We start from the raw sequence: 25,779 nt of genomic DNA, 5'->3' as shown, positions 1-25,779 counted from the left end.
TATTTTGTGTCTTAAATTCGAATATTAATCGTAAACCGATGTGTGAATTTCAGCTTTTTATTGTGCACATGCTAAGGAAAAGGAGTTGAAAGCAGCTATGCCACAGCAAAAAAACTTTATAACAATGCCTGCGCAACATCAAAATAAGCAGCCTGGTATTGAATCATTAATGAATCCTCTACCACAGTTTGAAGATCCCAATTATAAAGGTAGCGAAAAGTTAAAAGGAAAGAATGTATTAATTACAGGGGGAGATAGCGGAATTGGACGAGCAGTTTCCATCGCTTTTGCAAAAGAAGGAGCAAATGTTGCGATTGCTTATTTAGATGAGGAAGAAGATGCTAATGAGACGAAGCAATATGTTGAGAAAGAAGGTGTAAAGTGTGTATTGTTGCCGGGTGATTTAAGTGATGAACAGCATTGTAAAGATGTTGTTCAAGAGACCGTCCAGCAGCTAGGTAGTTTACAGGTTTTAGTAAATAATGTCGCGCAGCAATATCCGCAGCAAGGACTAGAGTATATTACAGCAGAACAGCTAGAAAAGACTTTTCGTATTAATATTTTTTCTTATTTTCACGTTGCGAAAGCAGCCCTTTCTCATTTGAAGAAAGGGGATGTCATTATAAATACGGCATCTATCGTTGCATATGAAGGAAATGAAACGTTAATTGATTATTCCGCGACGAAAGGAGCAATCGTAGCTTTTACAAGATCACTTTCTCAATCGTTAGTGCAAAAAGGGATTCGGGTAAATGGTGTTGCACCAGGACCGATTTGGACACCGCTTATTCCATCGAGCTTTGATGAGAAGAAAGTCTCTCAGTTTGGGAGCAATGTCCCAATGCAAAGGCCTGGTCAACCATATGAGTTAGCGCCGGCATACGTATATTTAGCGTCTGGTGATTCTTCTTATGTTACTGGACAAATGATACATGTAAATGGGGGCGTTATTGTAAATGGATAGTTTTCATTTATAAGAGCAAAGTAATGTTAATTCCACTTATTATAGTGAGCGCTAGGGGGGATATAGCTGAAAAAGTTATGTTTCGTCATACTATTATTTTTCATCCTACCGGTTAGTGCTTTTGCTAATACAGATCATTTAATATTAGTGAATCTTACGACAAATCAGTTGTCTTTTTTTGAGAATGGAAATTATACAAAAACATTTCCAGTAACGACTGGAAGAGATCGTACACCTACGCCTGAAGGTAACTTTTGTATTATAACTAAATTTAAAAATAAAGAATACCATCGAAAAAAAATACCTGGGGGTGCACCGAATAATCCTCTCGGTACGAGGTGGCTTGGACTAGATAAGAATGAATATGCAATTCACGGGACAAATCGGGAATGGACGATTGGAAGTAGGGAATCAAATGGTTGTATTCGCATGCATGACAGGGATATACAATGGTTATATGACAGAGTACAATTACAAACAAAAGTAATCATTTCTCGTTTTCATACGAGCCCCGAATATGAAGCGAATAAGCTTGGTTATCGCGTTGTGAGCTGGAATAGTCGGAAAATAGAAGAAGAACAAATTGGAGTACTTACGCTAGTAGACCGCGCGGATATATATTGGCAAGAACCAAATGGACAGTTAACAAAAGTGAAAACGGTATTGCCAAATGAAAGATATCCAGTGTACTCAAAACGAAAAGATGGAATATATTATATAGGAAACAATTTGTATATTATAGATGAAACAGGAGAGAAAATTCGTTACGAGCAAATTCCTTCTTCGATTTTAAGTAATATATATAAACGAGAATACAATGTTCCGTAATGGCTACCGTTTTATAGACGGTAGCTTATTTATACTTGGAGTTTAACTGCAACTATTATATTTTGCTGAATATAATACAGTACAGATAGGGGGCGGTTATATTATGAAAAGTGAATTTGCGTTTAAAGTTTTTTTAGTAACGACCTGTTTATTTATCGTGTATTTATATGCGTTTCTCGTCTTTTCTTTTTATGTTCCATATGTTGATTTAATATTGTTCTTCGGATTTATTTGGGCGTTTGTGAAAGCGAGGGAAGGAGAGAAGAGTATATATCGGCGCATTACCTTATGCGGGACGGCCGTTCTCGTTATTTTGTACTTTTTTATTATGCATGATTTTTGGAGGGGAATGTAAAAAAGCATACGATTAATCGTATGCTTTTATATCTGTTAATGATGGAAGAGAGGCAATTGCACCGTAATTTGTACATGTGATAGCACCTACTTTATTTGCAAAGGAGATAAACGCTGTTAAGTCTTTGAAATGATATGAAAGTGTATGTTCACTTTGGGCAATCTGATATAACATTGCTCCAACGAAAGCATCACCAGCACCAGTTGTATCGACTTGTTGAATGGAAATAGAAGAGACAATGGTTTGACCTTCATTTGTCGCAAGAAGTGTACCGTCTTTTCCAAGTGTAATAGCTACTACTTTTGCGCCATAATTTAATAATTTGAGTGCAGCTTGTTGTAAATCACTCTCTTTAGAGAGCATAGTAGCTTCCTCTTGACTTACTTTTACGAAGTGTGCATGTTTTATAAAGGTTAGACAATCTTGAGAGAATTGTTCTGTATTTGTAATGAGTGCACTTCGATAATTTGGATCAAAAGAAATAAAATGGCCGTTATCTTTCGCATATTGTAACAACTGAAAATACGTTTCTTTTAATGGGCTTGATAGTAAAGCTGTCGCTGAACCGAAATGTATTAAATCATTCGTTTGTATTTTTGATAAATCAATGCTATTGAATTGATATTCACCATCTGCACCACGCATAAAAGTAAAATCACGTTCCCCATCTTGATCGATGGATACGAATGCAAGTGTTGTTTGTTTATCTTTTATGAGCATGGATGTATCGACTTGCGCACGCTGTAAAGTTTGTTCAAGAAACTCACCAAATGGGTCATTTCCTACTTGCCCCATAAATGTAGCGTGTCCACCTAATTTTGTAATCGCAGCAGCAACGTTAGCGGGTGCTCCACCAGCTTTTTTTTCGAAATCTGAACCGTTTACTAAAGAAACGTTAGTATTTCGGCACACAAAATCAATTAATAGTTCACCTATACAAAAGACATTTCTCATACAATCCCTCTTTTCAGCTTATATTGTGTGATGATAAAGTTTAGTTTTGCATCTGAAAAGATTGCGATATGATGTTTCATGTCTTTTCGAGGAAAAACTCGGGACGTAAAGACTGTTGAACCATCGTATAAGAAAATTTCCACGATGCTTTTATCTACAAATATTTGTAGTTCTATCGTATCTTGAATATCGATTTTTTTACAGCGTTCAAATCCATATTCTCCGCCAAATTGATGGTAGAAGTTGCCCCTGTCTATAGAAATAGTACCTTGTGCCCGATTAAATGTAATGGGGAAACATTCCTCCTCATTGTGGAAGAGAGAAAGCCCAAAACGCTTTGCATCTTCTGTTTTAAGTGTAACAATTAATTCATAGGAGCCTTTATCATCAAGCGTTGATAATACATTTAATCCAGCTGTTATATCTCCTGAAATTTCTTTTTTTGTTGTTCGTAGTTTTGTTAATTCTGAAACTGGTTTTTGTTTTAAGATGTTATCTTCTAATGTTAATTCACGTGGAAGTGTTAGGCAATGAGCCCACATATAATCATCAGAAGGATATGTGATTTCACTTGATCCTGCCCAAGCAAACAATAGGCGACGACTAGTAGAGTCTTCTAAAGTTTGAGGGGCATAAAAATCGAATCCTTTATCAGCTTCGTAATAGGAATCAACATGGAAATATAAATTTTTAATATCGAAATGGCCTATGGCATAAACGACATTGTATATATTGTGAAAGTTTTCGCCGTCTTTTTCAATTCCTTGCGGTGAAAAGAGAAGTACATCTTTCCCTGATAATTGGAAGTAATCGGGGCATTCCCACATAAATCCGAATTCTTTTAAATTTGTTGTAATTTCACCTTGGAAATGCCAATTGTATAGGTCTTGTGATTTGTATAGTAATAGAGTTCCTGTTTTATTTTCACGTTGGGCACCGAGTAACATATAGTACATATCATTATGTTTCCAGACTTTTGGATCACGTACATGTTTTGTATATCCGTCAGGAATTATATCAATAACAGGATTATTACTATATTTCGTCACCGTATATTGTGAATCCATTGTTGCCATACATTGTTTTGCATCACGGGAATCATTAGGCTTTTTTATATTCCCTGTATAAAGTAAATGAAGAAGGCCATCTTTTACGATAGCACTACCAGAATATGCACCGTGTGATTCATAGCTTTCAGTAGGGATGATGGCTACAGGCATACGCTCCCAGTTAATAAGGTCTTTTGACTTCACATGCCCCCAATGCTTTATTCCATGAATGGGACCAAATGGATACCACTGATAAAAAACGTGATATTCATCATTGTAGTAGGATACACCGTTAGGATCATTCATTAATCCAAATGGTGGGTGGATATGATAAATTGGTTTCCATGAATCTTGGTTTGCAATTTCATATAAAGAATGTAATTCGTCTTTATTAGATTGCAGTATTGTTTTATATTTTGACATAGGTTTTCACCCCGTTATTATTTACTTTCTTTATATAAAATGAATGTGGCAACAAAAGCAGTGATAACTGCAATAGCGAAACCAATTATATAGTGAATCATGTTCATCATGCCAAGAGGTGCAACAATTGTAAGCATCGGAATACCTGTTAAACCGTATGCATTAGCCGCCACTTGCATCCAAACAACGTAAGCGCCTCCAATTGCGCCGCCAATAGCTGCTGCAATAAATGGTTTACCAAGTTTTAAATTGACACCAAAAATAGCTGGTTCTGTAATTCCTAAAAATGCTGAAGCTGCGGCCGGAATTGCAATTTCTTTCGTTTTTTTGTTTTTTGTTTTGAAATAGACAGCTAAAGTAGCACCGCCCTGTGCAACGTTCGCCATTGACCAAATAGGGAGTAAGAAATTGACACCGATATCTTTATTTGCGAGTAAGCCTGCTTCAATAGCGTGGAAGCTATGGTGTAAGCCAGTAAGAACGATTGTTGAATACAATCCGCCGAATATAAGTCCAGCTACTGGTCCTGCAAATTGATAGATTGTATTTAAAAGGTACGTAATGCCGTCACCGATTTTATATCCAATTGGTCCGATAATAATAAGTGATAAAAAGCCAGTTATAATAATTGTTAAGAATGGTGTAACTAATAAATCTAAAGAGTTCGGAACACGTTTTCGAAGTTCTTTTTCAATTGTACTCATAACATATACGCATAATAAAATAGGTAAAACAGTACCTTGATAGCCAATCATATCAATATCCATACCAAAGAAATGTAAAACAGTTGGTTTTGCATTTGAAAGAGTCCAAGGATTTGTTAAGCTTGGGTGAGTTAATATACCACCAACAACTGCACCTAAGAAAATGTTACCACCAAATTCTTTAGCGGCACTAACTCCAATTAAAATAGGTAAAATAATGAAAGCTGCACTTGAGAACATATCAAGTAATTGGATAAGTGAGTGATCTCCAGGAACTAATTTAAACGCTTTCAACATTCCGAGTAGACCCATAAGTAAACCGCTTGCGACGATAGCTGGAATAATTGGAACAAAAATATTAGATAGTGTCTTTGCTAGGCGGGCGATAGGGTTCATTTTTTTCTTAGGTATATCGTTTGATGTTGTAGAATCTAGTTCGGCTATTCCAATTAGTTTTGAGAATTCATCATATACTTTGTTTACTATGCCAGTTCCAAAAATAATTTGATATTGCTCGGTCGTTGCGAAAGCACCTTTTACTCCATCGATGCTTTCGATTTCTGCAGAGTTTATTTTCGTATCATCCTTTAATATAAGACGAAGGCGAGTCGCGCAATGTGTGGCACGAACAATGTTTTCCTTTCCACCAATGTTCTGTATTACTTGAGTTGCAATTTGCTTCATATCCATAAAAATTCCCCCTTACTATAAATTCTCTTTTATGGAACCGGTTCCGTAATGAGTTAAAATAAAAAACAGGGAAATGATGTTGAAAATCCTGTTTTTAAAATGTGGAACCGGTTTTAATTTTATTATAGAGCGCCTTTATATTTTGTCAACGCTTTCTTGGATTTTTAATGTATAACGAGAGTGTAATATTTTTGGTATAGTTTTGTTTTCAACAAGCTGTGAAAGAGAAGTGGCAGCAAGCTTTCCAGCATACTCATAGTCAAACGCAATTGTCGTTAAACTAGGGTGTACCATTTCTGAAATATCATATCCACCGAATCCTGTTACAGAAATATCACCTGGTACAGAAAGGGAGTGGGAGTGAATGACTTTCATTGCGCCAAGAGCGATGTTATCTGTAGCACATACGATAAGAGTTGGGCGATTATTATCTAAAATATGTTGTACTTGTTTCATGGCATCTTCTATGCGGAAAGTTGTTTCGTAATATGAAACGTTGCAAGTCGGTTCTAAATTTTCAATTGCTTTTTGAAAACCATTTTTTCGATGTATTCCAACAGAAATATCATCTTTTTCTATCCCTAAATAGGCAATATGTCGATGGCCTTGGGATAAAACGTATGCCCCTAACTCATAAGCTGCATCATAATCATCGTGAACGAGGCAATATTGATCTTTATATTCTTGCCCGACGAATAAAATAGGGATGTTTGAATTAGCCATAATTTTTTGATGTTCATTCGTTAATGTTTTTGTTAATAAAATAATGCCAGCTACCTTTTGTTTTATAAAGTTTTCAATTGCTTGTATTTCAGTTTCGGTTGTTTGATTTGCATTTGCTACAAGCATTTGATAGTTATTTTCCTGTAATGTTTTATCGATCCCGATAAGTGTTTTCATTGTAGCGAAGGAGTCTAATCGGGGGATGATGACACCAATTAAATTTGTTGTTTTTGCTTTTAAACTTTGAGCAAATGTATTGGGAGAGAAATTTGTTTCCTGAATAATACCTTCGATTTTAAGTTTTGTTTTATCACTTACATATCCGCCGTTTAAGTAACGAGAGACTGTGCTTTTTGCAACGCCAGCCAATTTGGCGATATCTGCAATTGTTTTAGCCATAGTATTTCACCTTCGTATTCATAAAAATGTTAACTTTATTATAGGGAGAATTAGAGATGACGTAAACAAGAAGAGAGAAAGAAAAAACCACCTCACGTATATGAGGTGGAATAATTGTTAATATTTAGGCTTAAATGTATGACAACAAGTCTCTACACTCGTTGCTACAGAACTTTCTAGCGTCTCGTTTGTTAAAACAGCAGCTGTATATGAATCATTTTCAGTTTGACCAGTTTCATCTGCATCAGGCTGAACGATGATCGCACTTGCTTGACAAAAGTTACCTTGTCCCCAAAAAGAACAGTTGGAAACAGAACATCTTACTTCTGGCATAAAACCCCCTCCTTATACATTAGTGTGGGATTTTACACCCATTTCATGTGTAGAAGGAGTTTCCTTTTCTCGTTACTTTTTCGTTTGCTCAAGCCATTCTTTTAATTTATCTTTCGGCTGTTCACCGCTAATACGGCTCACTTCTTTGCCATCTTTAAAATGAATGATTGTTGGTGTTCCTTGAATTTTATATTCATCCCAAGGAGCATCTAATTTTTCAATATCCATAACTTTCATATCAACGTTTAAGTCTTTAGCCATTGGCACTAGGACAGGAGATAATTTTTGGCAATGAACGCAAGATGTTTGATAAAAGTATACTGTTTCTTCTTTTTTCTCTTTTAAGTTCTTTTGAAGATCTGAAAGAGAGATTTTATTTGTGTAGTAGTCAGGACCGTTTGTCTTACTTTCAGTAGGATTATCAATCTTTTGGCTAGTAGCATTTTTTTCTTCCATTTGTGTGACAGCGAAAATTGCTACGAACAAGGCGATAATAATACCACCAAATATAAGCATTTTTTTCATTCTTTCATCTCCTTATTTGTTTTTGATGACAATAAAGCTACAAACAGCGATTGTAATAAAGCCGATAAGTGCTAAAAACGGGATTGTAATAAAACCAAACCAGTTTATAAATTCTCCGGTGCAGGGTACACGACCGCAAGCTGCTCCAGCAGCTGAAAACGCTGGGACTTTTTGAATTGCATAGTGATATAAAGAAATACAAGCACCAATACTTGCAATTGGTAAAGAATAACTTGCGATGCGATAATCTTTTTTTGCTACAGCGATACCGAGCCATAAAACGAATGGATACATAAAAATACGTTGATACCAACAAAGTACACAAGGCTCAAATTTCATGATTTCGGAAAAATAAAGACTTCCCAGTGTAGCGATAAAAGAAGCTCCCCATGCGGTAAGTAAAGCATATTCTTGCTTTTTTTCTCGTCCCATATTTTATACCTCTCTTATAATAGTTACATACTAAATTATAGTATGAAGTGGTATGGAAAAGAAAGAAAAAATATGTTTATCAATAAAAGTTTTATGAGGAGAAACTTTTATTGATATAAAAATTTAAAAAAAGCGCCATTCTCCGGAAGAGAATAGCGCTATAGTTTACATTTGAATTTGTTCTACTTCTTCTACATGCGACTTTTGGGATGCGTGGTCAATATATTGAAATAGGAGCTGCAATTGTTTATCAACTTCTGGCAGTTCCTTGCTGTATTGATAAGCGTGTAAAAAATGCTCAATACGCTTAGAAAATAATTGATCGTTCGTTTGAACCATGAGAACGAGTAATTTATCCCAATTACAGCAATACGTGTAATAGAGAGCTTTATCATAGTCGTTATATGTTTGCACTGTGTACCCTCCTTACCGAGAGTTATATATAGTGTGTGATAAGTAAGGAGAAATACACTTGAAAGAATTTGTTAAGAAAAAATGAGAATGAAAAGAAAAAACGAGGAATTCCCTCGTTTTTTAAGCTTTTGGCATTGGCGTAGGTGTTGGTTTGCCATAGCCTTCTTTGTATTTATTATCGATATAGTTACGAATTTCAAGCGTTGATTTTCCTTTTTGTTTCATGGAAGCAGATTCAACTGCAATTTCTAGGCAATTGACGCAAGTCGTTGCATGGGAGTCCCAAACAACTTCACCATTCTTTTTAATTTCACGAATAAAGCAGTTTTTATTATTTTTATGTCCTACACTTTCACCGCAACCACAATAGCATGGAATCCAATCTAATAGCTCTGCATTTTGTCCAGCGACGGTGTAGATATCTTTCATTTGTGGATCAAGCTTATCTAGGAAGGTTGGAAGTGTGTCGACTCCTTTTGTTTTCTCTTGAATGTCAGCTTGCTGAGTGTGCGATGCGTGGTCATGTTCTTCTTGTTTTGATTCAGAAGATTTTTGGTCATTTGTACCAGTACTTCCGCATCCAGCAAGAATTAAGCTTAGTACTGCAAGTAAAGAAAATACATACTTTTTCATTCGCTTGTCCCCTTTACAAATGTATTAATCAAATTGTATCAGAGATTACGGTGTATCGGTTGAAGATTTTTTTGACTGATTTTTGAAGCGACATCTTAGCGAATGGAATAGAAATAAAATTGGGATATAAGCGTATACAATATATAAACCCGCTTGAGATAGTACGGTATTTAATGTGTTGATACTTTCACGGTTTGTGAAAAGTAGAGAAGCTGAAAATATGATGAAAATAAAAAACGGTAATGTAAATTTAAATGAAATATGAAAGGAACGCTTCATCGTTTGACATGATGACCAAATGGTTAAGCAAAGGTTTGGTAAAATAATTAAAAACCAAACGAAAATAATAATATATTCAAAGCGCTGAATAAAAGGAACTTTAATTATTTTTAACATCGTTAAAGTAGGCCAAATAGTACGGTTTAATTGTCCCTCGCTGTAATACATAAAAGATACGATAGCTAAAACTACATAAATTAAGGTGCTAAAAGCAATTCCAGCATGGGCCCATCTTTTTAAAGATTTTCCTTTTTCAATAAAGGGATAAAAGATAAGAATTGTTTCAAACCCTAGAAATTCCAATGCAGAGTGTTTTGCAGATATAAGCATGTCAAAAGGTGAATGTGTAAAAATGGGTAAAATATTACGAAAATGTGCATACTTCATCGGATAGACTAAAAAGAATACAACGAACATAGGAAGAACAATACCCCAAAAACATATCCCTGTCACAGAACGGAAGCCACCTTTTATAATGTAGTAAGTGACTAATAAAAACATAAGCGTAAGTTTCCATAACTTAATGGTAGGGAAAATCCAAACTTGTATCACTTCTATATATGTACGAAGAACAGTAAGGCAAAATAATAAGCAATAAAGAGTGAAAATTACAGAAAATATAGAGCCAACCCATTTTCCAAAGGTTGTTGTATGAATACTAATTAAATCTCCGTCTTTTTCAAGCATTTTTAACATACAAAACAGTACAATATGAGTTGCAATACCTGCAATAATAAGAGAAATCCAAGCATCATAACCTGCATTTTTCAAAATTACACGTTGATATCCGAGAATTCCTATACCAACCTGGAGAGAATGCAATAAAATAAATGCAAAATATGGAGATACGGTCTTTGTTTTATTCATTGTATTCATTGCTTATTTCACCTCACTATTCTCCGATTCCAGATTGTACAATATTAAGATCTAAATTTATATCTACCGCTATATTTTTATACATATTTCGAAGTTGTTTTATATTCCATTTTCTCGTATGGCTTCTAATTTCATCTCGTATTCCTAAAGGATCAATTTCTTTTTCTTGAAATTGTTTTATTAAATCTTCACAGTCTTTTTCGACATTTCGTTCAATTTGTTTTTTTATATAGTTGATATTTGTTTTTTTTCTTAGATCAATCCCATTAGGAGAGTTTTTAATTAATCCATTTAGTTTTAAATGGATTTTTACTTTTGGTATGTCGCCAGTTTGATCTATATCATACTTATTTTCCCCAGCTAAGTTTTGTATAACAACCATACCTTTATGTTTATCCTTTTTTATTGCTGCTTCGTAACGTCCATTTTTCGTAGGATTAATAAGTAATTTTGCTAAAACAGAATGTCTTTTATCCGTATACATGACGACTTTATCGCCTTTTAAAAAGGCAAGTCCTTTGACAGCGACAGAATGATTATCGTCCATTTTAATATAAGGAACATAGGCATCACATACAGAAGAGTAATAATTATATAAAAAAATGTTTAATTCAGTTTGTGGAATGTTCTCATTTCTTATATTTTGCTCGAGTAAATCAGCAATATATAAAGACCCATTTTTTTTCCCGTAATTTAAAAGCTCTTCAGCCGATCCATCTACAATTGCTAGTTGTACATCACGCCCGATATTTGGGTCACGTTGTAAGTTAGTAATAATCTCTCCCATTCCGCGTTCCCCTAGAGCCTTTCCAAATAGGACGACACGCATTTGACCTACAACAACATTGTGAGGAGATTTCGCATTTAATCGTGAAGCAATTGTTTCAAGTGAACGGGCAGATGTTGTTTGCGTCTCTGGTTTAGACTTTACACCATGTGTGTACTCTGGGAATAGAATAGTTCCTTGGAATTTTTTGTTTTTTGTGATGTCAAATCCAGCAATATGAATAATACGCTGTGCATCCACTATATACGTTTGTGTACAGCCAGTTTGTAAAACGAAGAAGATAATGATAAGGTGCAATAAAATTTTTTTCATTCATTCTCACCATCACGTTTTTGCTTCGATTTGTTTGGATTGTAGCGCCATTTTGATTTTGGTCTAAGAAAAGAAGGTCTTTGTGCCGTTTGACTAAATGGTAATCGAAGAAAACCTTCTGCTGTACCTAAACCACGAAATGGATATAAAGGTAACAAATAAGGTGATCCAAGCGATTTTAATTTAATTAAATGAGCTAAAATAAATACAAATCCGACAGCGAGGCCTAATCCTCCGAATGCACCGGCTAAGAGAATAAGCGGAAAGCGTAACAACCGGATAGTAGAAGACATCTTTACAGTCGGTGTTGTGAAAGATGCAAGGGCGGATAAAGCAACTGCAATTAATAAAATTGTACTTGTTAAAGCTGCTTCAACAGATGCTTGGCCAATTACAATCCCCCCAACAATCCCGATCGTTTGTCCGACTTTTGTTGGTAAACGCGCCCCTGCTTCACGAAGCAATTCGATTGTAATTTCTAAAAAGAGTGCTTCTAGAATAGGAGGAAAAGGTACGTTAGCTCTTGAGAAAATAATAGGACCTAGTAGATCGGCAGGGATCATTTGATAATGATATGTTAAAGCCGCTGTATAAATAGCGGAGGAAAAAAGAGAAAATATAGCTCCGAAAAAACGAATAATACGAAAGAACGATCCAATCATCCACGGTAAATAATAATCTTCTGGTGAAATGAAAAAATCCAGTAACGTTGTTGGTCCTGATAAAGCATATGGAGAGCCATCTGTTAAAATTAAAACTTCCCCGTTAATTAATGCAAATACAGCTCGATCTAATCGTTCTGTAGGTAATAGAACAGGAAAAGGTGAATTGCTATTATCACTAATAAATTGCTCAATCATAGTTGCATCAAATGGGACATCAAAGTCAATGTCTTCTAGCCGTTGAATTGCGGTGTTGACAAATTGTTCATTTGTAATTCCTTCTATATAAGCAACTGCTACTTTTGTTTTTGATATAGATCCGACGGTAACTTCTTTAAAAATGAGTTGCTCCGTTACGATATTTCGGCGTAATAAGTGGATATTTGTATCAAGGTTTTCAACGAAACCGATTTTAGGCCCGATTACGCTATACTCATTTTCTGTATCGTTATATAATCGTTTTCCTAAAACAGTACTTTCGGCACGAATTAAAGCATATTGATCAGGATTCGAATTGTTTTTTAAGCGTATTAAAATATATCCACCTAATAATTTTTCACGAATATCATCAATAGAAGGGGAGGTAATAATGTCTTCAATAGAGATAATATTACATAAATCAGAGATGTTTTGGATTTGTTCCGATTCCTTTTTTATAGGAGTTAAAATGAATTGTTTAATAATAAGTGCTTCCACGACAGATTTATAATAAAACAAGCACAACGTTTCATCTTTAAGTATGTTATAAGAGACAAAATCGCTTGATTCTTTCATGGTTTGTATAAATTCTGGGATAGAACAAAGTGTTTTTGTATTAGTCTTTTTTGATTTCTTAGATGATAAACCGAACATTTTCTCACCCCTAACTTACATCATTTACTTGTGTTAGTTTTTGGGAAAGACGGGAATTTATACTTAAAAATTGAAAGTTCATAAAGAAAAGGAAGAGTAGTGAAAGCCTCTTCCTTTTTAGCAGTTTAATTTGTTTTTTGTTCTTTAATAGACTTCACTAATTTCATCATTTCCGCTCGTATATCTTCTCTTTTTACATTTAATTTTTCGGCAATTTGTTTAATGTCCATTCCATCTTTTTTCATCTTTAATACATCATCAAGAGGGGTATTGCTTTTTTGAGAGATGATTGTTAACACAGTAAGATGACGCAATTTGATGTTATATTCTTTCATTTTTTGCTTTAGCTGATCCGGTGTGGATTTTTGCATAGTTGCTAACTGTTGTAGCAGTGCTTGCTTTGTTTCTTTATTCATATGATGCTTTTTCAGCTTACTTGGATCTACACCGAAATGCTCGGCTGTTTTCTCCCAAGATTTATTTTGCTTATAGTAAGCTAAAACATCTTTTATTTCTTTATTACTAATTCTTGCAATATGAGCAGCTTTCCAAATTTCATGTTTGTTATAGCCGAGTTTTTCTAGCGATTGCACTTCTTCTTCTGGAATTGGTTTATGGTGATGCATTGTTACTTCTTTTGGTGTGGCAGCGGATGTAGGGAAGGTGGATATCCCGCATAATAATGCTGCCATAGTCATACAAACAGCGATTTTTTTGTACATGTAAACTCCTCCTAGATGGATAATGTAGAAAACTGTACACATATCATTTCCATAAAATGTGAAATACTTGTGAACAAATCAAGTTTTTTTATTCACAGTATGAAATGACGTTTTTAGAAGTTTTCCAACATAAAACATTGATTAATAGTAAAAAACTAAGGTATAATCGAAATTGAAAATCAATATCAATGATGACGATAAACTTATACATATAGATAAAAATAAGGGAGAGATAAATATGACTACATATACTTCCATCGCTAATGTGATTAAAGAAAGACGCTCTGTTCGTACATTTACAGACAAAGCAGTAGAAAAAGATTTATTAATTGAACTATTAAACGATGCAACATGGGCACCAAATCATAAGCACCGTGAACCATGGAATTGTAAACTATACATCGGAGAAGGCCGCAAGAAATTAGTAGATGCAGTATTAAACTCTTTCACGGAAGAAGAAAGAGCGAAACGCGGTAAAATTTTATCAGATCGTTTTTTAAGCACGCCTGCACAAATTGTTGTATATATAAATGAAGATCCGCGTCAAATTCAACGTGATGAAGATTATGCTGCAACATGTGCATTCATGCAAAACTTCCAACTTCTTGCTTGGGAACGCGGATTAGGTTGCGTTTGGAAATCAGGCGGATTAAACTACAATCCATTATTTATAGAAGGAATCGGTTTAACAAGAGGCCAACGTATCGTTGGAATTCTTCATATCGGCTATTTCGATAAAGCGCCAGAAGGAAAAGCACGTACTCCGATTACGGAGAAGATGGAGATTATTGAAGGTTAATAGATGAGACATTCTCGTTTTTGCGGGGGTGTCTTTTTATTATGCAATCAATCCTCATGAAAGCTTGTTCTTCATCATACACTTTCTTAAGGGAAAGTGTAAGGAGGGAAAATAATGAGAGCAAGTGACGATAAAGCACTGCAATATGCGATTGCGGAAATTACGGAAATTGCGACTGGATTTGGGCTTGATTTTTATCCGATGCGTTATGAAATATGTCCAGCGGAAATTATTTATACATTTGGTGCATATGGGATGCCGACAAGGTTTTCACATTGGAGTTTTGGAAAACAATTTTTCAGAATGAAATTACAATACGATTTAGGACTTAGTAAAATATACGAACTCGTTATTAACTCTGATCCATGTTACGCCTTTTTATTAGATACGAACTCTTTAATTCAAAACAAATTAATTGTCGCGCACGTTTTAGCACACTGTGACTTCTTCAAAAATAATATTCGTTTTTCAAATACGAAGCGAGATATGGTAGAGAGTATGGCCGCAACAGCGGACCGTGTGAAAGCTTATGAGCATAAGTATGGAAAAGCAGAGGTAGAAACATTTTTAGATGCCGTACTTGCCATTCAAGAGCATATTGATCCGTCGCTTATGCGTCCGAAGCTCGCATGGAGTATTGATGATTTAGAAGAGGAAGAAGTAGAAAAGAAAAAGGTATCGCAATACGATGATTTATGGAATTTAGATAACCGAAATAAAAAACAAGAGCGCTCTAATATACGTAAAAAGAAGAAAATCCCACCGCAACCAGAGAAGGATTTACTTCTCTTTATTGAAGAATATAGCCGTGAGTTAGAAGATTGGCAGCGTGATATATTAACGATGATGCGCGAAGAAATGTTATATTTTTGGCCGCAGCTTGAAACGAAAATCATGAACGAAGGCTGGGCATCCTACTGGCATCAACGCATACTTCGTGAAATGGACTTAACCTCTGATGAAGCAATTGAATTTGCGAAACTAAATGCAGGTGTCGTTCAGCCATCAAAAACAAGTATTAATCCATACTACCTCGGTATTAAAATCTTTGAAGATATTGAAGAACGGTACAACAATCCGACTGAAGAAATGAAGCGACGGGGCGTAAAACCAGGATCGGGCCGTGACAAAATGTTTGAAGTACGAGAAATTGAATGGGACGTATCGTTCTTAAGAAACTACTTAAATAAAGATCTTGTTATGCGAGAAGATATGTACTTATTCCAGCGCCAAGGAAAAGAATATAAGGTAATAGATAAAGAATGGGAAAATGTACGTGATCAACTCGTAAATATGCGTACAAATGGTGGGTTCCCGTACTTAGTAGTAGAAGATGGAGACTACTTAAAGAACGGAGAATTATACATTAAACATAGTTACGAAGGAATCGAGCTCGATTTAAAATACTTAGAAAAAGTATTACCATATCTTCATCAACTATGGGGAAGAACGGTGCATATGGAGTCCATTGTGGAGAGTAAGGGCGTTGTGTTTTCTTATGATGGTAAGATGGTGCATCGGAAGTATGTGTGAGGGGAAGAACGGACATAGGATACTGTGTCCGTTCTTTTTATTTGGAACCAAGTTAAATATGCTATTCTTGAAAAAAGGGAATTATATAGAGAAATGGAGTGATTTAAATGAGCAAAATAGGGGTATGTAAGGTTGATATTACGCCGCCTGTAGGTATTGATTTTGTCGGATATCATAGAGAGACAGGAATAAATAATATTGAAGAGCGTATTTATGGGACAGTTTTTGTATTTGAAAAAGATGAAATGAAAACTGTGTTTATAAGTATCGATAATATTGGGATGTTAGTAGAAGATACGAATATGATTCGTGAGCGAGTAGCAAGTAGGCTTCATGTGCCATTTGAGCGAATAACGGTTGTTTATACTCATACGCATTCCGGTCCAGAGACAGTCGGTGATGATCCGCTAGTGCAGTCGTATAAAATGATTTTAGTAAATAATGTAGTACATGGTGCTGTTACTGCAAATAACAATTTAAAGCGATGCGAAGTTGGATGGGGTGTTACGACAGGTGATATCGGTGTAAACCGACGAGAGAGAACATCTGATGGAAGAGCAAAGATGGGAACAAATATTGAGGGTGTTGTAGATAAACGAATTGGCATGTTGGCAATCAGAAATGCTGAAACGAAGGAGCTATCTGGGATTATAGTATTTTGTACTGCGCATCCGAATGTTTTAAAAGGTGATAGCGATGAATTATCAGCAGATTATCCTGGAATAACGAGAGAGATTCTAGAGCAGATAGTGAACTGCCCTGTTATTATTGTTCAAGGTGCCGCTGGAAATGTGAATGCGAAATATCGCGGTTCAAGGGAAGCGTTAAAACAAATGGCTTACATACTTAGTGGACATGTATTAACGATGTTACCAACAGTTACATATAGTCCAATTGTAAAATTAAGGACAGTTTCAAGTATGATGCAAATGAAGTTGAAGGATATTCCTGAAATTGATGAGATACGAAGCATGGCTCGATTAGCCGAGAAGCAGTGGGGCGTGAATACGGATGAATGGCTTGCTATCGTATTAGAGAAATATAGGCAAGGTATTCGGAAGTTACGTATAGATTTAGAAGTTCAACTGTTTCAAGTTAATGATGGTATGTTTTCAGGTATACCGATGGAACCTTTTTCAGAAACTGCCTTAGCAATGAAAGAGAGCCTTCAAAATGAATTGGCTTTCTTTGGTGGATATATGAACGGATATCTTGGTTATTTACCGACAAAAGACGAATATGCATATGGCGGATATGAAGTAGAATTAAGTCCTATTGTGTATGGAACAGTTACAAATTTGTTAATGCCACCGGGAGAGAATACTGCGGAGTTGATTGTGAAAAAGGTTATGGATTTATGTAATATGGTGAAACTTTAATGAGACAGGTTTTTGAACGCAGAGTAAAGAATATGACTCATTGTTTGATTTTGTTAAGTCAATGTAATTAATAATGATAATCATTATTAATTACATTGACTTCTAAAAAAAGAAAAACTAGAATTTATAAAGGGATCTTCAATTGTTCGCTATCATTTGTATAGGAGGTAAGTTATGTTGGATAGCTTTATTTCTATAAGATGTAGGTTGGCTCTTTATAGTTTTGGTGTTCTTTTTATCTTTTTTTGTACAGTATTTTTGGTGAATCAGAAGGTGTATGCAGAAGATGTACCGTGGACATCAGTTTCAAATGAGGGAGAACGTGTACTTTTTCAAGAACAATCTTTGTATAGTAATGATCGAAGGGGAGAAGATCTTGTTTCACCTTCATTTGAAGGGCGTAAACATGGTGGGGAAGATTGGGGATACTTATTAAGCGACAGTAATTTTAATTATCCATCTAATCTCCTTACACATTCTGTAATAGGAAGAGATGATCGAATTAGAGTTACTAATACAACTTTGTATCCTTATAGGGCTATAGTACACTTAGTAATTCAATTTAATGGACAAGAGGTTTATGGGTGTACAGGAGCGCTAATTAGTAAAGATACAGTATTTACAGCTGGGCACTGTGTTTACAATAAAAAGCTTGGTGGATGGGCAAAAAATGTTATTGTGACTCCTGGTAGAAATGGAGACCAAGCACCGTATTTGCCTTATAGTTGGACAAAGCTTTATTCAGTAAGTGGATGGACTGATGATGGAGATTCGGAATTTGATTATGGAGCCATTAAATTAAATGGATCTCCTGGAGATTATACAGGTTGGTTAGGATATAGAACTACTAATGTAGAGTCTCCAAAGGGATTACTCGCAGTAGTTCCAGGGTATCCATGTGATAAAGTAGGAAATGAAAAATATACTATGTGGACAGATTATGGACCAATTGAAGGCACTAGTCCTAGAATTTTAACATATAGGATGGACACTTATGGATGTCAAAGTGGAGCACCTGTATATCATGACTATTCTCGCACGGGTGTAACAATAATAGCTACCCATACAGTAGGAAGTAATTCTTGGAATTCTGGAAACCGGGTGACAGACGATGTTTTTAATAATCTTAAAAAATGGTCTGAATAAATATAATAAGCTTTTATGGATTTTATTTTGTGTATTGGTCATAATCGTAATGACTAGTTATATAGTAAATAATGAAAAGAAGTTTAGTAAGGTTGTTAATTCTGTAACTTTTCACGTGAAAAATAAAGACAAACAGCCAATAAAAGATTTTGAAATTATACTTATGAAAGACGAATCACCTGAACCCAGTAAAGAAATTGGGATCTCAATAGGGAAAACAGACGAAGAAGGAAAAGTTATTTGGAGGAATGTGAGAACGGGAAAATATATCGTATTTTTGCCAAATAACGAGACGCAGATGGTTATGATTAATGATAGAGATGCAACGAAAAAAATAAATATATCATTGTAGAAAAAGAGTCCATTGGGATTCGTTTTCTCAGGTTGTGGCATTAAAGAATTTTACGTGGAATGGATTTAACCTTATGTGAAGAAGCTATTGATTTTGAAAATTTAAATACAGGTGTATTTAAATTTTCAAAACACGTATTTATACATTGGTTTAATCGTGCAGAAAGTTATAGAACTATACGCAAAAGAACTTGGAGGTATCTAAGTTCTTTTTTATTTGTTTCAAATTTGTGAAAGAAAGACATATTGATTGAAATTAAATTTTTTATACTCTATCATATACCCATACAGGTATAGGTTTTTGTTTAATGCATGAGGAAATTAAATAATAAATAACATGGAGGTTTGAAATATGTCTAGAAAAATTGTTGTAGTAGGCGGAGTTGCTGGCGGGGCATCAGTAGCTGCAAGGCTTCGTCGTTTAAGTGAGGAAGATGAAATTATTATGGTTGAACGCGGTGAATACATTTCGTTCGCAAACTGTGGATTGCCATATTATATTGGCGGTGTCATTACAGAAAGACAAAAGTTATTAGTACAAACTGTTGAAAGGATGTCAAAACGTTTTAATTTAGAGATACGTGTATTGAGTGAAGTTGTAAAGATTAATAAAGAAGAGAAAACAATTACGATAAAGAATGTAACTACAAATGAAACATACAACGAGGAATATGATATTTTAATTCTTTCACCAGGGGCAAAACCAATTGTTCCACCTATTCCGGGCATTGAAGAAGCGAAGGCGTTGTTTACGTTACGAAATGTACCTGATACAGATCGTATAAAAGCGTATATTGATGAGAAGAAACCACGTCATGCGACGGTTATTGGTGGAGGATTTATTGGAGTGGAAATGGTTGAGAATTTAAGAGAACGCGGGATTGAGGTTGCTCTTGTAGAGATGGCAAATCAAGTGATGCCACCAATTGATTACGAAATGGCGGCATATGTACATGAGCATATGAAGGTGCACAATGTTGAGCTTGTTTTTGAAGATGGTGTAGATGCGTTAGAAGAGCACGGGGCTATTGTACGTTTAAAAAGTGGCTCAGTTATAAAAACAGATATGATTATTTTAGCAATTGGTGTACAACCAGAGAGTAGTTTAGCGAAAGAGGCAGGATTAGCATTGGGAGTTAGAGGAACGATAAAGGTAAATGAGAAATTTCAAACATCTGACCCATATGTATATGCAATTGGTGATGCGATTGAAGTGAAAGATTTTGTTACAGAAATAGAAACGATGATTCCTTTAGCGTGGCCAGCTAATCGTCAAGGTCGCATGTTAGCAGATATTATTCATGGTCATACGGATTCTTTATATAAAGGTACGATGGGAACTTCTGTGGCTAAAGTTTTTGATTTAACAGTTGCTTCGACTGGAGTGAATGAGAAAATATTAAAACGACTAAATATACCCTATGAGGTAGTACATGTACAGGCAAATTCTCATGCGGGATATTATCCGAATGCTACGCCTGTGCTAATAAAATTAATCTTTAATAAAGAAAGCGGAAAAATTTATGGAGCGCAGGCGTTAGGGCGTGATGGTGTAGATAAGCGTATTGATGTTATTGCAACGGCAATGAAGGCAAACTTAACTGTAATCGATTTGCCGGATTTAGAATTATCATATGCCCCGCCCTATTCTGCTGCAAAAGACCCAGTAAACATGGTGGGGTATGCGGCAAGTAATATAGTAGATGGTTTTGTGGACACAGTGCAATGGCATGAAATAGATCACATTGTTAAAAATGGTGGATATCTTATTGATGTTCGAGAGCCTAATGAACTAAAACAGGGAATGATTAAAGACTCTATTAATATTCCGTTAGATGAATTACGTGATCGATTGGATGAAGTGCCAATGGACAAAGAAATATATATCACTTGCCAACTTGGTATGAGAGGGTATGTTGCAGCGCGCATGTTAATGGAAAAAGGATATAAGGTAAAGAACTTAGATGGTGGCTTTAAATTATACGGAACAGTAGTACCAGAATGTGTTGTATATTAATATTTTTTCATCTTCCACTTCAAAATTTGGTGGAAGATGAAAGCCTATATAGTAAGGTTTCACTTCTTGTTTTGTGAACATATAAGATAAATATTAAAAATAGGGGTTTACAAAATACCCTATAGGGTATAATATATTGTCATAGGTTATAAATAGTGACATAATGGTAATGAGGTGATTATAGGATGGAATATAATCAAGATATGAAAAATAGATTGAAACGTATTGAAGGTCAAGTTCGTGGTGTGCTTCGTATGATGGAAGAAGGAAAAGATTGCCGAGAGGTTATTACACAGTTAACGGCATCTCGTTCTGCCCTTGATCGTACAATTGGGCTCGTTGTTGGGACTAATTTAGAGCAATGTTTGCGTGAGCAGTTTGAAAGTGGTAATGGTTCAAATGAAGAGTTAATTAAAGAAGCTGTTCAATTACTTGTAAAAAGCCGATAATCTGTCAAATATAATTGTTGACAGATTTTCAAAAACATTTTAATATACCCCTACAGGTATATGTATATAAGTTGTGGAGGAATCAATTATGAGTATAAAAGTGGATATGAGTTTAGATTGTAAAGGGTTGGCTTGTCCGATGCCGATTGTGAAAACGAAGAAGGCGATAGAAGGATTAGCACCAGGGCAAGTGATTGAAGTTCAGGCAACAGATAAAGGATCTACGGTAGATATAAAAAGTTGGGCGGGTAAAGTAGGACATCAATATATCGGGACGAAACACGAGGATGATGTATTGGTGCATTATGTTAGGAAAGCAAACGAGCATGAAGTGAATGAAATTGTGAAATATCCACATACAATTACGAATGCAGAATTACAGTCTATATTGTCTCATGGAGAAGAGAGCATTGTATTAGATGTTCGCGAAGCAGCGGAATTTGCTTTTGGTCATATTCCATCCGCCATTTCGGTACCATTAGGTGAATTAGACAGCGCAGTATTAGATAAGACGAAGCAAATTTATGTTATTTGCCGAACTGGTAATCGCAGTGATATAGCTTGCCAAATGTTGAAAGAGAAAGGTTATTCAAATGTGAAAAATGTCATTCCAGGTATGTTAGAGTGGCAAGGGAATATAGAGAAATAAATTTTTTGAATAAAAATATACCTATGGGGGTAATAGAGTGAGTGTTAAACCGTTACAAGCAAAAGATGTGGCAGAGAAAGTGTTATTCGGAGAGTTATTCATTTTAGATGTTCGTAATGAGGCGGATTATGAAGATTGGAAAATTGAAGGGAAACAAGTTTCTTCTATTAATAAACCTTATTTTGACTTGTTAGATGGTGTAGATCATATTGTCAGTGAACTACCTAAAGATAAAGATGTTTTAGTAGTATGTGCAAAAGAAGGGTCTTCTATATTTGTGGCAGAGCAATTAACAGAGGCTGGATTAGAAAATATTTACTATTTATCTGGTGGTATGAAGGCTTGGAGTGAATATGTAAAGCCTATAAAAGTGGGAGATTTAAAAGATGGCGGAAGTATGTATCAGTTTAACCGTCTTGGAAAAGGTTGCTTATCATATATGGTTATTTCAAACGGTGAAGCAGCAGTTATTGATGCAGTAAGAACAGTTGAAGCGTACGAAGAGTTTGCGAAAGAGCATGGCGTTACGATTACGAATGTAATGGATACACATTTACATGCAGACCATATTTCCGGAGGACGTAAGTTAGCGGAAAAGGTAGGTGGTACGTATTGGTTACCACCAAAAGATGCAGAGGAAGTTGTTTTCTCATACGAACCGCTTGTTGAAGGATCTGTTATTACGGTGGGGGGTACTAAAATTGTAATTGACGCATTATACTCACCAGGGCATACGATTGGAAGTACGTCATTCATTGTAGATGATTCTTATTTATTATCAGGCGATATTTTATTTGTAGATTCAATTGGGCGTCCTGATCTTGCTGGTAAGGCTGAAGATTGGGTGAGTGATTTACGTAATACTTTGTATAGCCGATATAAAGAGCTATCTCAAAATTTAGTTGTGTTACCGGCTCATTATTCAAAAATAAGTGAAATGAACGAAAGTGGTATCGTTAGTGCAAAATTAAAAGATTTATTTGAGCATAATGCAGGATTAAATATTGAGGATGAGGGAGAGTTCCGTAAAGTTGTAACAGAAAACTTACCACCTCAGCCAAATGCATATGAAGAAATTCGTCAAACCAATATGGGTAAAATTCACCCAAGTGTGGATAAAGAGCGTGAAATGGAGATTGGTCCAAATCGTTGTGCAGTGCACGAATAATGAAATAAATAAAAAATGGAGGAATTGATGATGAATATAAAACAAGTGTTAGATGCGAAAGGTTTAGCATGTCCAATGCCGATTGTAAGAACAAAGAGATCAATGGATGCTCTACAAACTGGAGAAGTGTTAGAAATACATGTAACGGATAAAGGGTCAGTTAAGGATATTCCAGCGTGGGCAAATAAATGTGGCCATGACATCGTAAAGCTTGAAGAAGAAGGCGATGTGCTGAAGTTTTGGATTAGGAAGGCGTAGTGAAGCAATAGTTTTGTAAATATAGAGAGGTTGGTTATATGAACACAATATTAAGTACGCTTTTCATTGTACTTGCTGCATGGTTTGTTATTTCACGATTTTTACCAGTGAAAGGTGTTCAAAATATAAATGGCAAAGAATTGAAAAGTATAGTGGGGAAAAAAGGGAAGTATTTTATTGATGTCCGTACAGTAGGTGAATATAGAGGGAATCATATGAAAGGCTTTCAAAATATCCCCCTAAATGATCTAGCAAGTAAGGCGAATCAATTAGATAAGAATAAGGAAGTAATCGTTATTTGCCAAAGTGGAATGAGAAGTAAGCAAGCAGCAAAGGTATTAAAGAAATTAGGATTTCAGCACGTTATCAATGTTTCAGGCGGTATGAATGGTTTGTGAGGAGGGAGTTTAAAATGAAAGAAATGACAGTAAAAGAATTGGAAGAAAAATTGTTACGTAAAGAAGCAGTAAATATCATGGACGTACGTGAAGTAGAAGAAGTAGCCGAAGGGAAAATTCCAGAAGCGTGTAATATTCCACTAGGACTATTAGAGTTTCGTATGCATGAGTTGGATAAAAAGAAAGAGTATATTATCGTTTGTCGTTCTGGCGGAAGAAGTGCACGAGCAGTTCAGTTTTTAGAGAGCTACGGTTTTCAAGCAATTAATATGGTAGGTGGTATGTTAGCATGGGAAGGTAAAGTCGTATAGTACAGGGATACATGATTTGAGCCTTTTTATAAATGATAAAATACCCCTATAGGTAATCGGAGGGAGAACAACATGGAACAACAGAAGAAAACAACAATCGTTTTATTTAGCGGAGATTATGATAAAGCAATGGCTGCTTATATTATTGCAAATGGTGCAGCGGCGTATGATCAAGAGGTAACTATTTTTCATACTTTTTGGGGATTAAATGCTTTAAGGAAAGATGAGCATGTGAAGGTAAAGAAAACTTTTATAGAAAAAGTGTTTGGAAAAATGATGCCACGCGGTGCGGATAAGATGGGATTATCAAAAATGAATTTTGCAGGTATGGGACCAAAGATGATTAAAGGTATTATGAAAAAACATAATGCGATGCCTTTACCAGATTTAATCGATTTGGCGAAAGAACAGGGGATTAAACTTGTCGCTTGTCAAATGACAGTAGATTTATTAGGGTTAAAAGAGGAAGAGATTATGGAAGGGGTAGAGTTTGCAGGAGTAGGAGCTTATTTAGCAGATGCTTCGGATGGGAATGTAAACTTATTCATTTAATTCATCTTCTTTCTAGAAGGGAGGGGATGTAAGATGAGCTTAGTCGTATTACTTTTTATAATTGGATTTATAGGATCGTTTATATCAGGAATGGTTGGAATTGGCGGTGCGATTATTAATTATCCGATGATCTTATACATTCCGGTATTGCTAGGATTTTCTGGCTATACATCACATGAAGTGAGCGGTATTACAGCGGTACAAGTATTCTTTGCAACTTTTGCAGGGGCATGGGCCTATCGGAAAAGTAATGATATGGATAAAACGCTAGTTGTATATATGGGAGCTAGTATATTAATAGGAAGTTTCATAGGGAGTTTTGGTGCTAACGTATTAGCGGAACATACGGTCAATGTTGTTTATGCAGCTTTAGCCACAATTGCTGCTATTATGATGTTTGTACCGAAACAAAATAATAGTGGAGATGTGAAGTATAATAAATGGTTAGCAAGCTTGTTAGCGTTCGTTGTAGGGGGAGCTTCAGGCATTATAGGAGCTGGAGGTTCGTTCCTTTTAGTTCCCATTATGCTAGTTATTTTAAAATTACCACTGCGCATGACGATCGCAACATCTATCGCTATTACGTTTATTTCCTCAATAGGGATTACTACAGGAAAAATGGTTACTGGGCAAGTAGTTATCATTCCAGCTCTAATTATTGCGGTTGCAAGTATATTTGCTGCGCCACTTGGAGCACGAGTCGGGAAGAGGCTAAATCAAAAAGTACTGCAATATGTATTGTCCACTTTAATTGTAGGCACTGCTGTTAAAATGTGGATCGATATGATATCAAAATAAAAGGATGGTGCTGCTTACAGCCCATCCTTTTATTTATTGCCCGTAAACCTAACGG

30 protein-coding genes are annotated in these 25,779 nt (G+C 35.5%); 17 read left to right on the top strand and 13 right to left on the bottom strand.

The annotated features are described in order from the left end of the window. Nucleotides 1-97 precede the first annotated feature (97 nt). From ACTFR8_RS19720 to ACTFR8_RS19710, 3 genes are all read left to right on the top strand, one after another. On the top strand, nt 98-964 hold the full coding sequence (locus ACTFR8_RS19720) for an SDR family oxidoreductase (RefSeq protein WP_001136259.1): 867 nt from the start codon (nt 98-100) through the stop codon (nt 962-964). Between the two features lie 66 nt (nt 965-1,030). Beyond that, nucleotides 1,031-1,792, top strand: coding sequence for a L,D-transpeptidase (locus ACTFR8_RS19715; protein ID WP_044584150.1), 762 nt, complete (start codon nt 1,031-1,033; stop codon nt 1,790-1,792). A 103-nt stretch (nt 1,793-1,895) separates the two neighbouring features. Then, nucleotides 1,896-2,147: a hypothetical protein gene (locus ACTFR8_RS19710; protein WP_000834195.1), complete on the top strand. Its 252-nt coding sequence runs from the start codon at nt 1,896-1,898 to the stop codon at nt 2,145-2,147. A gap of 12 nt (nt 2,148-2,159) precedes the next feature. On the opposite strand, the gene ACTFR8_RS19705 is transcribed toward ACTFR8_RS19710, so the two are convergent. The 13 genes from ACTFR8_RS19705 to ACTFR8_RS19645 form a co-directional block, all read right to left on the bottom strand. Then, the gene (locus ACTFR8_RS19705) at nt 2,160-3,101 is read right to left on the bottom strand and encodes a carbohydrate kinase family protein (protein ID WP_001246642.1); all 942 of its coding nucleotides are present in this window, start codon (nt 3,099-3,101) and stop codon (nt 2,160-2,162) included. Then, nucleotides 3,098-4,573 carry a beta-fructofuranosidase gene (gene scrB, locus ACTFR8_RS19700; protein WP_000049734.1) on the bottom strand — a complete coding sequence of 492 codons (1,476 nt, stop codon included), beginning with the start codon at nt 4,571-4,573 and terminating at the stop codon, nt 3,098-3,100. Before scrB ends, ACTFR8_RS19705 begins: the two co-directional genes overlap by 4 nt. Before the next feature lie 17 nt (nt 4,574-4,590). Then, entirely contained in the window at nt 4,591-5,967 is a 1,377-nt protein-coding gene (locus ACTFR8_RS19695; RefSeq protein ID WP_000367323.1) for a sucrose-specific PTS transporter subunit IIBC, read from the bottom strand. Between the two features lie 135 nt (nt 5,968-6,102). Next, nucleotides 6,103-7,089 (bottom strand): LacI family DNA-binding transcriptional regulator, encoded by a 987-nt coding sequence (locus ACTFR8_RS19690; protein WP_001140396.1) that lies wholly within the window; start codon nt 7,087-7,089, stop codon nt 6,103-6,105. Nucleotides 7,090-7,206: 117 nt separating this feature from the next. Continuing rightward, the gene (locus tag ACTFR8_RS19685; RefSeq protein ID WP_001115481.1) at nt 7,207-7,422 is read right to left on the bottom strand and encodes a DUF1540 domain-containing protein; all 216 of its coding nucleotides are present in this window, start codon (nt 7,420-7,422) and stop codon (nt 7,207-7,209) included. 72 nt (nt 7,423-7,494) lie between these two features. Beyond that, nucleotides 7,495-7,947, bottom strand: a complete 453-nt coding sequence (locus tag ACTFR8_RS19680) for a thioredoxin family protein (protein WP_000738450.1) — start codon at nt 7,945-7,947, stop codon at nt 7,495-7,497. Between the two features lie 12 nt (nt 7,948-7,959). Next, complete coding sequence (locus tag ACTFR8_RS19675; RefSeq protein ID WP_000532264.1) at nt 7,960-8,379, bottom strand: disulfide formation protein C; 420 nt, start codon at nt 8,377-8,379, stop codon at nt 7,960-7,962. 165 nt (nt 8,380-8,544) lie between these two features. Next, on the bottom strand, nt 8,545-8,793 hold the full coding sequence (locus ACTFR8_RS19670; RefSeq protein ID WP_001195459.1) for a YhdB family protein: 249 nt from the start codon (nt 8,791-8,793) through the stop codon (nt 8,545-8,547). A gap of 120 nt (nt 8,794-8,913) precedes the next feature. Continuing rightward, nucleotides 8,914-9,426: a PCYCGC domain-containing protein gene (locus tag ACTFR8_RS19665; protein WP_000761029.1), complete on the bottom strand. Its 513-nt coding sequence runs from the start codon at nt 9,424-9,426 to the stop codon at nt 8,914-8,916. Nucleotides 9,427-9,471: 45 nt separating this feature from the next. Then, on the bottom strand, nt 9,472-10,581 hold the full coding sequence (locus tag ACTFR8_RS19660) for a GerAB/ArcD/ProY family transporter (protein WP_001095044.1): 1,110 nt from the start codon (nt 10,579-10,581) through the stop codon (nt 9,472-9,474). Nucleotides 10,582-10,597: 16 nt separating this feature from the next. Next, complete coding sequence (locus ACTFR8_RS19655; RefSeq protein WP_050821641.1) at nt 10,598-11,680, bottom strand: Ger(x)C family spore germination protein; 1,083 nt, start codon at nt 11,678-11,680, stop codon at nt 10,598-10,600. Then, nucleotides 11,677-13,194, bottom strand: a complete 1,518-nt coding sequence (locus ACTFR8_RS19650) for a spore germination protein (RefSeq protein ID WP_000467488.1) — start codon at nt 13,192-13,194, stop codon at nt 11,677-11,679. The genes ACTFR8_RS19655 and ACTFR8_RS19650 overlap by 4 nt, the downstream gene beginning before the upstream one ends. 125 nt (nt 13,195-13,319) lie before the next feature. Continuing rightward, a complete protein-coding gene (locus tag ACTFR8_RS19645; RefSeq protein ID WP_000276968.1) occupies nt 13,320-13,916 on the bottom strand; it encodes a hypothetical protein in 597 nt (198 codons plus the stop codon). A 238-nt stretch (nt 13,917-14,154) separates the two neighbouring features. Here ACTFR8_RS19645 and ACTFR8_RS19640 point away from each other — a divergent pair, with 238 nt between their 5' ends. From ACTFR8_RS19640 to ACTFR8_RS19575, 14 genes are all read left to right on the top strand, one after another. Continuing rightward, nucleotides 14,155-14,715 carry a nitroreductase family protein gene (locus ACTFR8_RS19640; RefSeq protein WP_000214819.1) on the top strand — a complete coding sequence of 187 codons (561 nt, stop codon included), beginning with the start codon at nt 14,155-14,157 and terminating at the stop codon, nt 14,713-14,715. Nucleotides 14,716-14,829: 114 nt separating this feature from the next. Beyond that, the gene (gene spoVR, locus ACTFR8_RS19635) at nt 14,830-16,248 is read left to right on the top strand and encodes a stage V sporulation protein SpoVR (RefSeq protein WP_001202701.1); all 1,419 of its coding nucleotides are present in this window, start codon (nt 14,830-14,832) and stop codon (nt 16,246-16,248) included. A gap of 107 nt (nt 16,249-16,355) precedes the next feature. Next, nucleotides 16,356-17,627: a neutral/alkaline non-lysosomal ceramidase N-terminal domain-containing protein gene (locus ACTFR8_RS19630; RefSeq protein ID WP_000034547.1), complete on the top strand. Its 1,272-nt coding sequence runs from the start codon at nt 16,356-16,358 to the stop codon at nt 17,625-17,627. A 174-nt stretch (nt 17,628-17,801) separates the two neighbouring features. Then, the gene (locus ACTFR8_RS19625) at nt 17,802-18,773 is read left to right on the top strand and encodes a trypsin-like serine peptidase (protein WP_119781160.1); all 972 of its coding nucleotides are present in this window, start codon (nt 17,802-17,804) and stop codon (nt 18,771-18,773) included. After that, complete coding sequence (locus ACTFR8_RS19620; protein ID WP_097918753.1) at nt 18,739-19,125, top strand: DUF2606 family protein; 387 nt, start codon at nt 18,739-18,741, stop codon at nt 19,123-19,125. The genes ACTFR8_RS19625 and ACTFR8_RS19620 overlap by 35 nt, the downstream gene beginning before the upstream one ends. A gap of 351 nt (nt 19,126-19,476) precedes the next feature. After that, nucleotides 19,477-21,141, top strand: coding sequence for a CoA-disulfide reductase (cdr, locus tag ACTFR8_RS19615; protein WP_252209807.1), 1,665 nt, complete (start codon nt 19,477-19,479; stop codon nt 21,139-21,141). A gap of 185 nt (nt 21,142-21,326) precedes the next feature. Continuing rightward, a complete protein-coding gene (locus ACTFR8_RS19610) occupies nt 21,327-21,590 on the top strand; it encodes a metal-sensitive transcriptional regulator (protein WP_000456206.1) in 264 nt (87 codons plus the stop codon). An 88-nt stretch (nt 21,591-21,678) separates the two neighbouring features. Beyond that, complete coding sequence (locus ACTFR8_RS19605) at nt 21,679-22,239, top strand: sulfurtransferase TusA family protein (RefSeq protein WP_000023957.1); 561 nt, start codon at nt 21,679-21,681, stop codon at nt 22,237-22,239. Nucleotides 22,240-22,276: 37 nt separating this feature from the next. Continuing rightward, nucleotides 22,277-23,407, top strand: a complete 1,131-nt coding sequence (locus ACTFR8_RS19600) for an MBL fold metallo-hydrolase (protein ID WP_000114053.1) — start codon at nt 22,277-22,279, stop codon at nt 23,405-23,407. Nucleotides 23,408-23,434: 27 nt separating this feature from the next. After that, the gene (locus ACTFR8_RS19595; RefSeq protein WP_002098804.1) at nt 23,435-23,665 is read left to right on the top strand and encodes a sulfurtransferase TusA family protein; all 231 of its coding nucleotides are present in this window, start codon (nt 23,435-23,437) and stop codon (nt 23,663-23,665) included. Between the two features lie 38 nt (nt 23,666-23,703). Further along, on the top strand, nt 23,704-24,063 hold the full coding sequence (locus ACTFR8_RS19590) for a rhodanese-like domain-containing protein (protein ID WP_001092317.1): 360 nt from the start codon (nt 23,704-23,706) through the stop codon (nt 24,061-24,063). Nucleotides 24,064-24,077: 14 nt separating this feature from the next. Further along, on the top strand, nt 24,078-24,374 hold the full coding sequence (locus ACTFR8_RS19585; protein WP_000661814.1) for a rhodanese-like domain-containing protein: 297 nt from the start codon (nt 24,078-24,080) through the stop codon (nt 24,372-24,374). A gap of 72 nt (nt 24,375-24,446) precedes the next feature. Next, a complete protein-coding gene (locus tag ACTFR8_RS19580; RefSeq protein ID WP_000437728.1) occupies nt 24,447-24,926 on the top strand; it encodes a DsrE/DsrF/DrsH-like family protein in 480 nt (159 codons plus the stop codon). Between the two features lie 33 nt (nt 24,927-24,959). Continuing rightward, the gene (locus ACTFR8_RS19575) at nt 24,960-25,724 is read left to right on the top strand and encodes a sulfite exporter TauE/SafE family protein (protein WP_000060714.1); all 765 of its coding nucleotides are present in this window, start codon (nt 24,960-24,962) and stop codon (nt 25,722-25,724) included. The last annotated feature ends 55 nt before the right edge of the window (nt 25,725-25,779 follow it).

The organism is Bacillus cereus group sp. MYBK15-3, assembly GCF_051916765.1.
GTDB lineage: Bacteria > Bacillota > Bacilli > Bacillales > Bacillaceae_G > Bacillus_A > Bacillus_A cereus.
The sequence above is the reverse complement of the archived record's forward strand: the minus strand, read 5'-3'. Positions and strand labels throughout refer to the sequence as shown.

What these genes read in the sequence shown, in the direction of transcription:
- ACTFR8_RS19720 (WP_001136259.1), top strand. Translation starts at nt 98, where the DNA reads ATGCCACAGCAAAAAAACTTTATAACAATGCCTGCGCAACATCAAAAT.
- ACTFR8_RS19710 (WP_000834195.1), top strand. Translation starts at nt 1,896, where the DNA reads ATGAAAAGTGAATTTGCGTTTAAAGTTTTTTTAGTAACGACCTGTTTA.
- ACTFR8_RS19705 (WP_001246642.1), bottom strand. Translation starts at nt 3,101, where the DNA reads ATGAGAAATGTCTTTTGTATAGGTGAACTATTAATTGATTTTGTGTGC.
- scrB (WP_000049734.1), bottom strand. Translation starts at nt 4,573, where the DNA reads ATGTCAAAATATAAAACAATACTGCAATCTAATAAAGACGAATTACAT.
- ACTFR8_RS19695 (WP_000367323.1), bottom strand. Translation starts at nt 5,967, where the DNA reads ATGGATATGAAGCAAATTGCAACTCAAGTAATACAGAACATTGGTGGA.
- ACTFR8_RS19690 (WP_001140396.1), bottom strand. Translation starts at nt 7,089, where the DNA reads ATGGCTAAAACAATTGCAGATATCGCCAAATTGGCTGGCGTTGCAAAA.
- ACTFR8_RS19685 (WP_001115481.1), bottom strand. Translation starts at nt 7,422, where the DNA reads ATGCCAGAAGTAAGATGTTCTGTTTCCAACTGTTCTTTTTGGGGACAA.
- ACTFR8_RS19680 (WP_000738450.1), bottom strand. Translation starts at nt 7,947, where the DNA reads ATGAAAAAAATGCTTATATTTGGTGGTATTATTATCGCCTTGTTCGTA.
- ACTFR8_RS19675 (WP_000532264.1), bottom strand. Translation starts at nt 8,379, where the DNA reads ATGGGACGAGAAAAAAAGCAAGAATATGCTTTACTTACCGCATGGGGA.
- ACTFR8_RS19665 (WP_000761029.1), bottom strand. Translation starts at nt 9,426, where the DNA reads ATGAAAAAGTATGTATTTTCTTTACTTGCAGTACTAAGCTTAATTCTT.
- ACTFR8_RS19660 (WP_001095044.1), bottom strand. Translation starts at nt 10,581, where the DNA reads ATGAATACAATGAATAAAACAAAGACCGTATCTCCATATTTTGCATTT.
- ACTFR8_RS19655 (WP_050821641.1), bottom strand. Translation starts at nt 11,680, where the DNA reads ATGAAAAAAATTTTATTGCACCTTATCATTATCTTCTTCGTTTTACAA.
- ACTFR8_RS19650 (WP_000467488.1), bottom strand. Translation starts at nt 13,194, where the DNA reads ATGTTCGGTTTATCATCTAAGAAATCAAAAAAGACTAATACAAAAACA.
- ACTFR8_RS19645 (WP_000276968.1), bottom strand. Translation starts at nt 13,916, where the DNA reads ATGTACAAAAAAATCGCTGTTTGTATGACTATGGCAGCATTATTATGC.
- ACTFR8_RS19640 (WP_000214819.1), top strand. Translation starts at nt 14,155, where the DNA reads ATGACTACATATACTTCCATCGCTAATGTGATTAAAGAAAGACGCTCT.
- spoVR (WP_001202701.1), top strand. Translation starts at nt 14,830, where the DNA reads ATGAGAGCAAGTGACGATAAAGCACTGCAATATGCGATTGCGGAAATT.
- ACTFR8_RS19630 (WP_000034547.1), top strand. Translation starts at nt 16,356, where the DNA reads ATGAGCAAAATAGGGGTATGTAAGGTTGATATTACGCCGCCTGTAGGT.
- ACTFR8_RS19625 (WP_119781160.1), top strand. Translation starts at nt 17,802, where the DNA reads ATGTTGGATAGCTTTATTTCTATAAGATGTAGGTTGGCTCTTTATAGT.
- ACTFR8_RS19620 (WP_097918753.1), top strand. Translation starts at nt 18,739, where the DNA reads ATGTTTTTAATAATCTTAAAAAATGGTCTGAATAAATATAATAAGCTT.
- cdr (WP_252209807.1), top strand. Translation starts at nt 19,477, where the DNA reads ATGTCTAGAAAAATTGTTGTAGTAGGCGGAGTTGCTGGCGGGGCATCA.
- ACTFR8_RS19610 (WP_000456206.1), top strand. Translation starts at nt 21,327, where the DNA reads ATGGAATATAATCAAGATATGAAAAATAGATTGAAACGTATTGAAGGT.
- ACTFR8_RS19605 (WP_000023957.1), top strand. Translation starts at nt 21,679, where the DNA reads ATGAGTATAAAAGTGGATATGAGTTTAGATTGTAAAGGGTTGGCTTGT.
- ACTFR8_RS19595 (WP_002098804.1), top strand. Translation starts at nt 23,435, where the DNA reads ATGATGAATATAAAACAAGTGTTAGATGCGAAAGGTTTAGCATGTCCA.
- ACTFR8_RS19590 (WP_001092317.1), top strand. Translation starts at nt 23,704, where the DNA reads ATGAACACAATATTAAGTACGCTTTTCATTGTACTTGCTGCATGGTTT.
- ACTFR8_RS19585 (WP_000661814.1), top strand. Translation starts at nt 24,078, where the DNA reads ATGAAAGAAATGACAGTAAAAGAATTGGAAGAAAAATTGTTACGTAAA.
- ACTFR8_RS19580 (WP_000437728.1), top strand. Translation starts at nt 24,447, where the DNA reads ATGGAACAACAGAAGAAAACAACAATCGTTTTATTTAGCGGAGATTAT.
- ACTFR8_RS19575 (WP_000060714.1), top strand. Translation starts at nt 24,960, where the DNA reads ATGAGCTTAGTCGTATTACTTTTTATAATTGGATTTATAGGATCGTTT.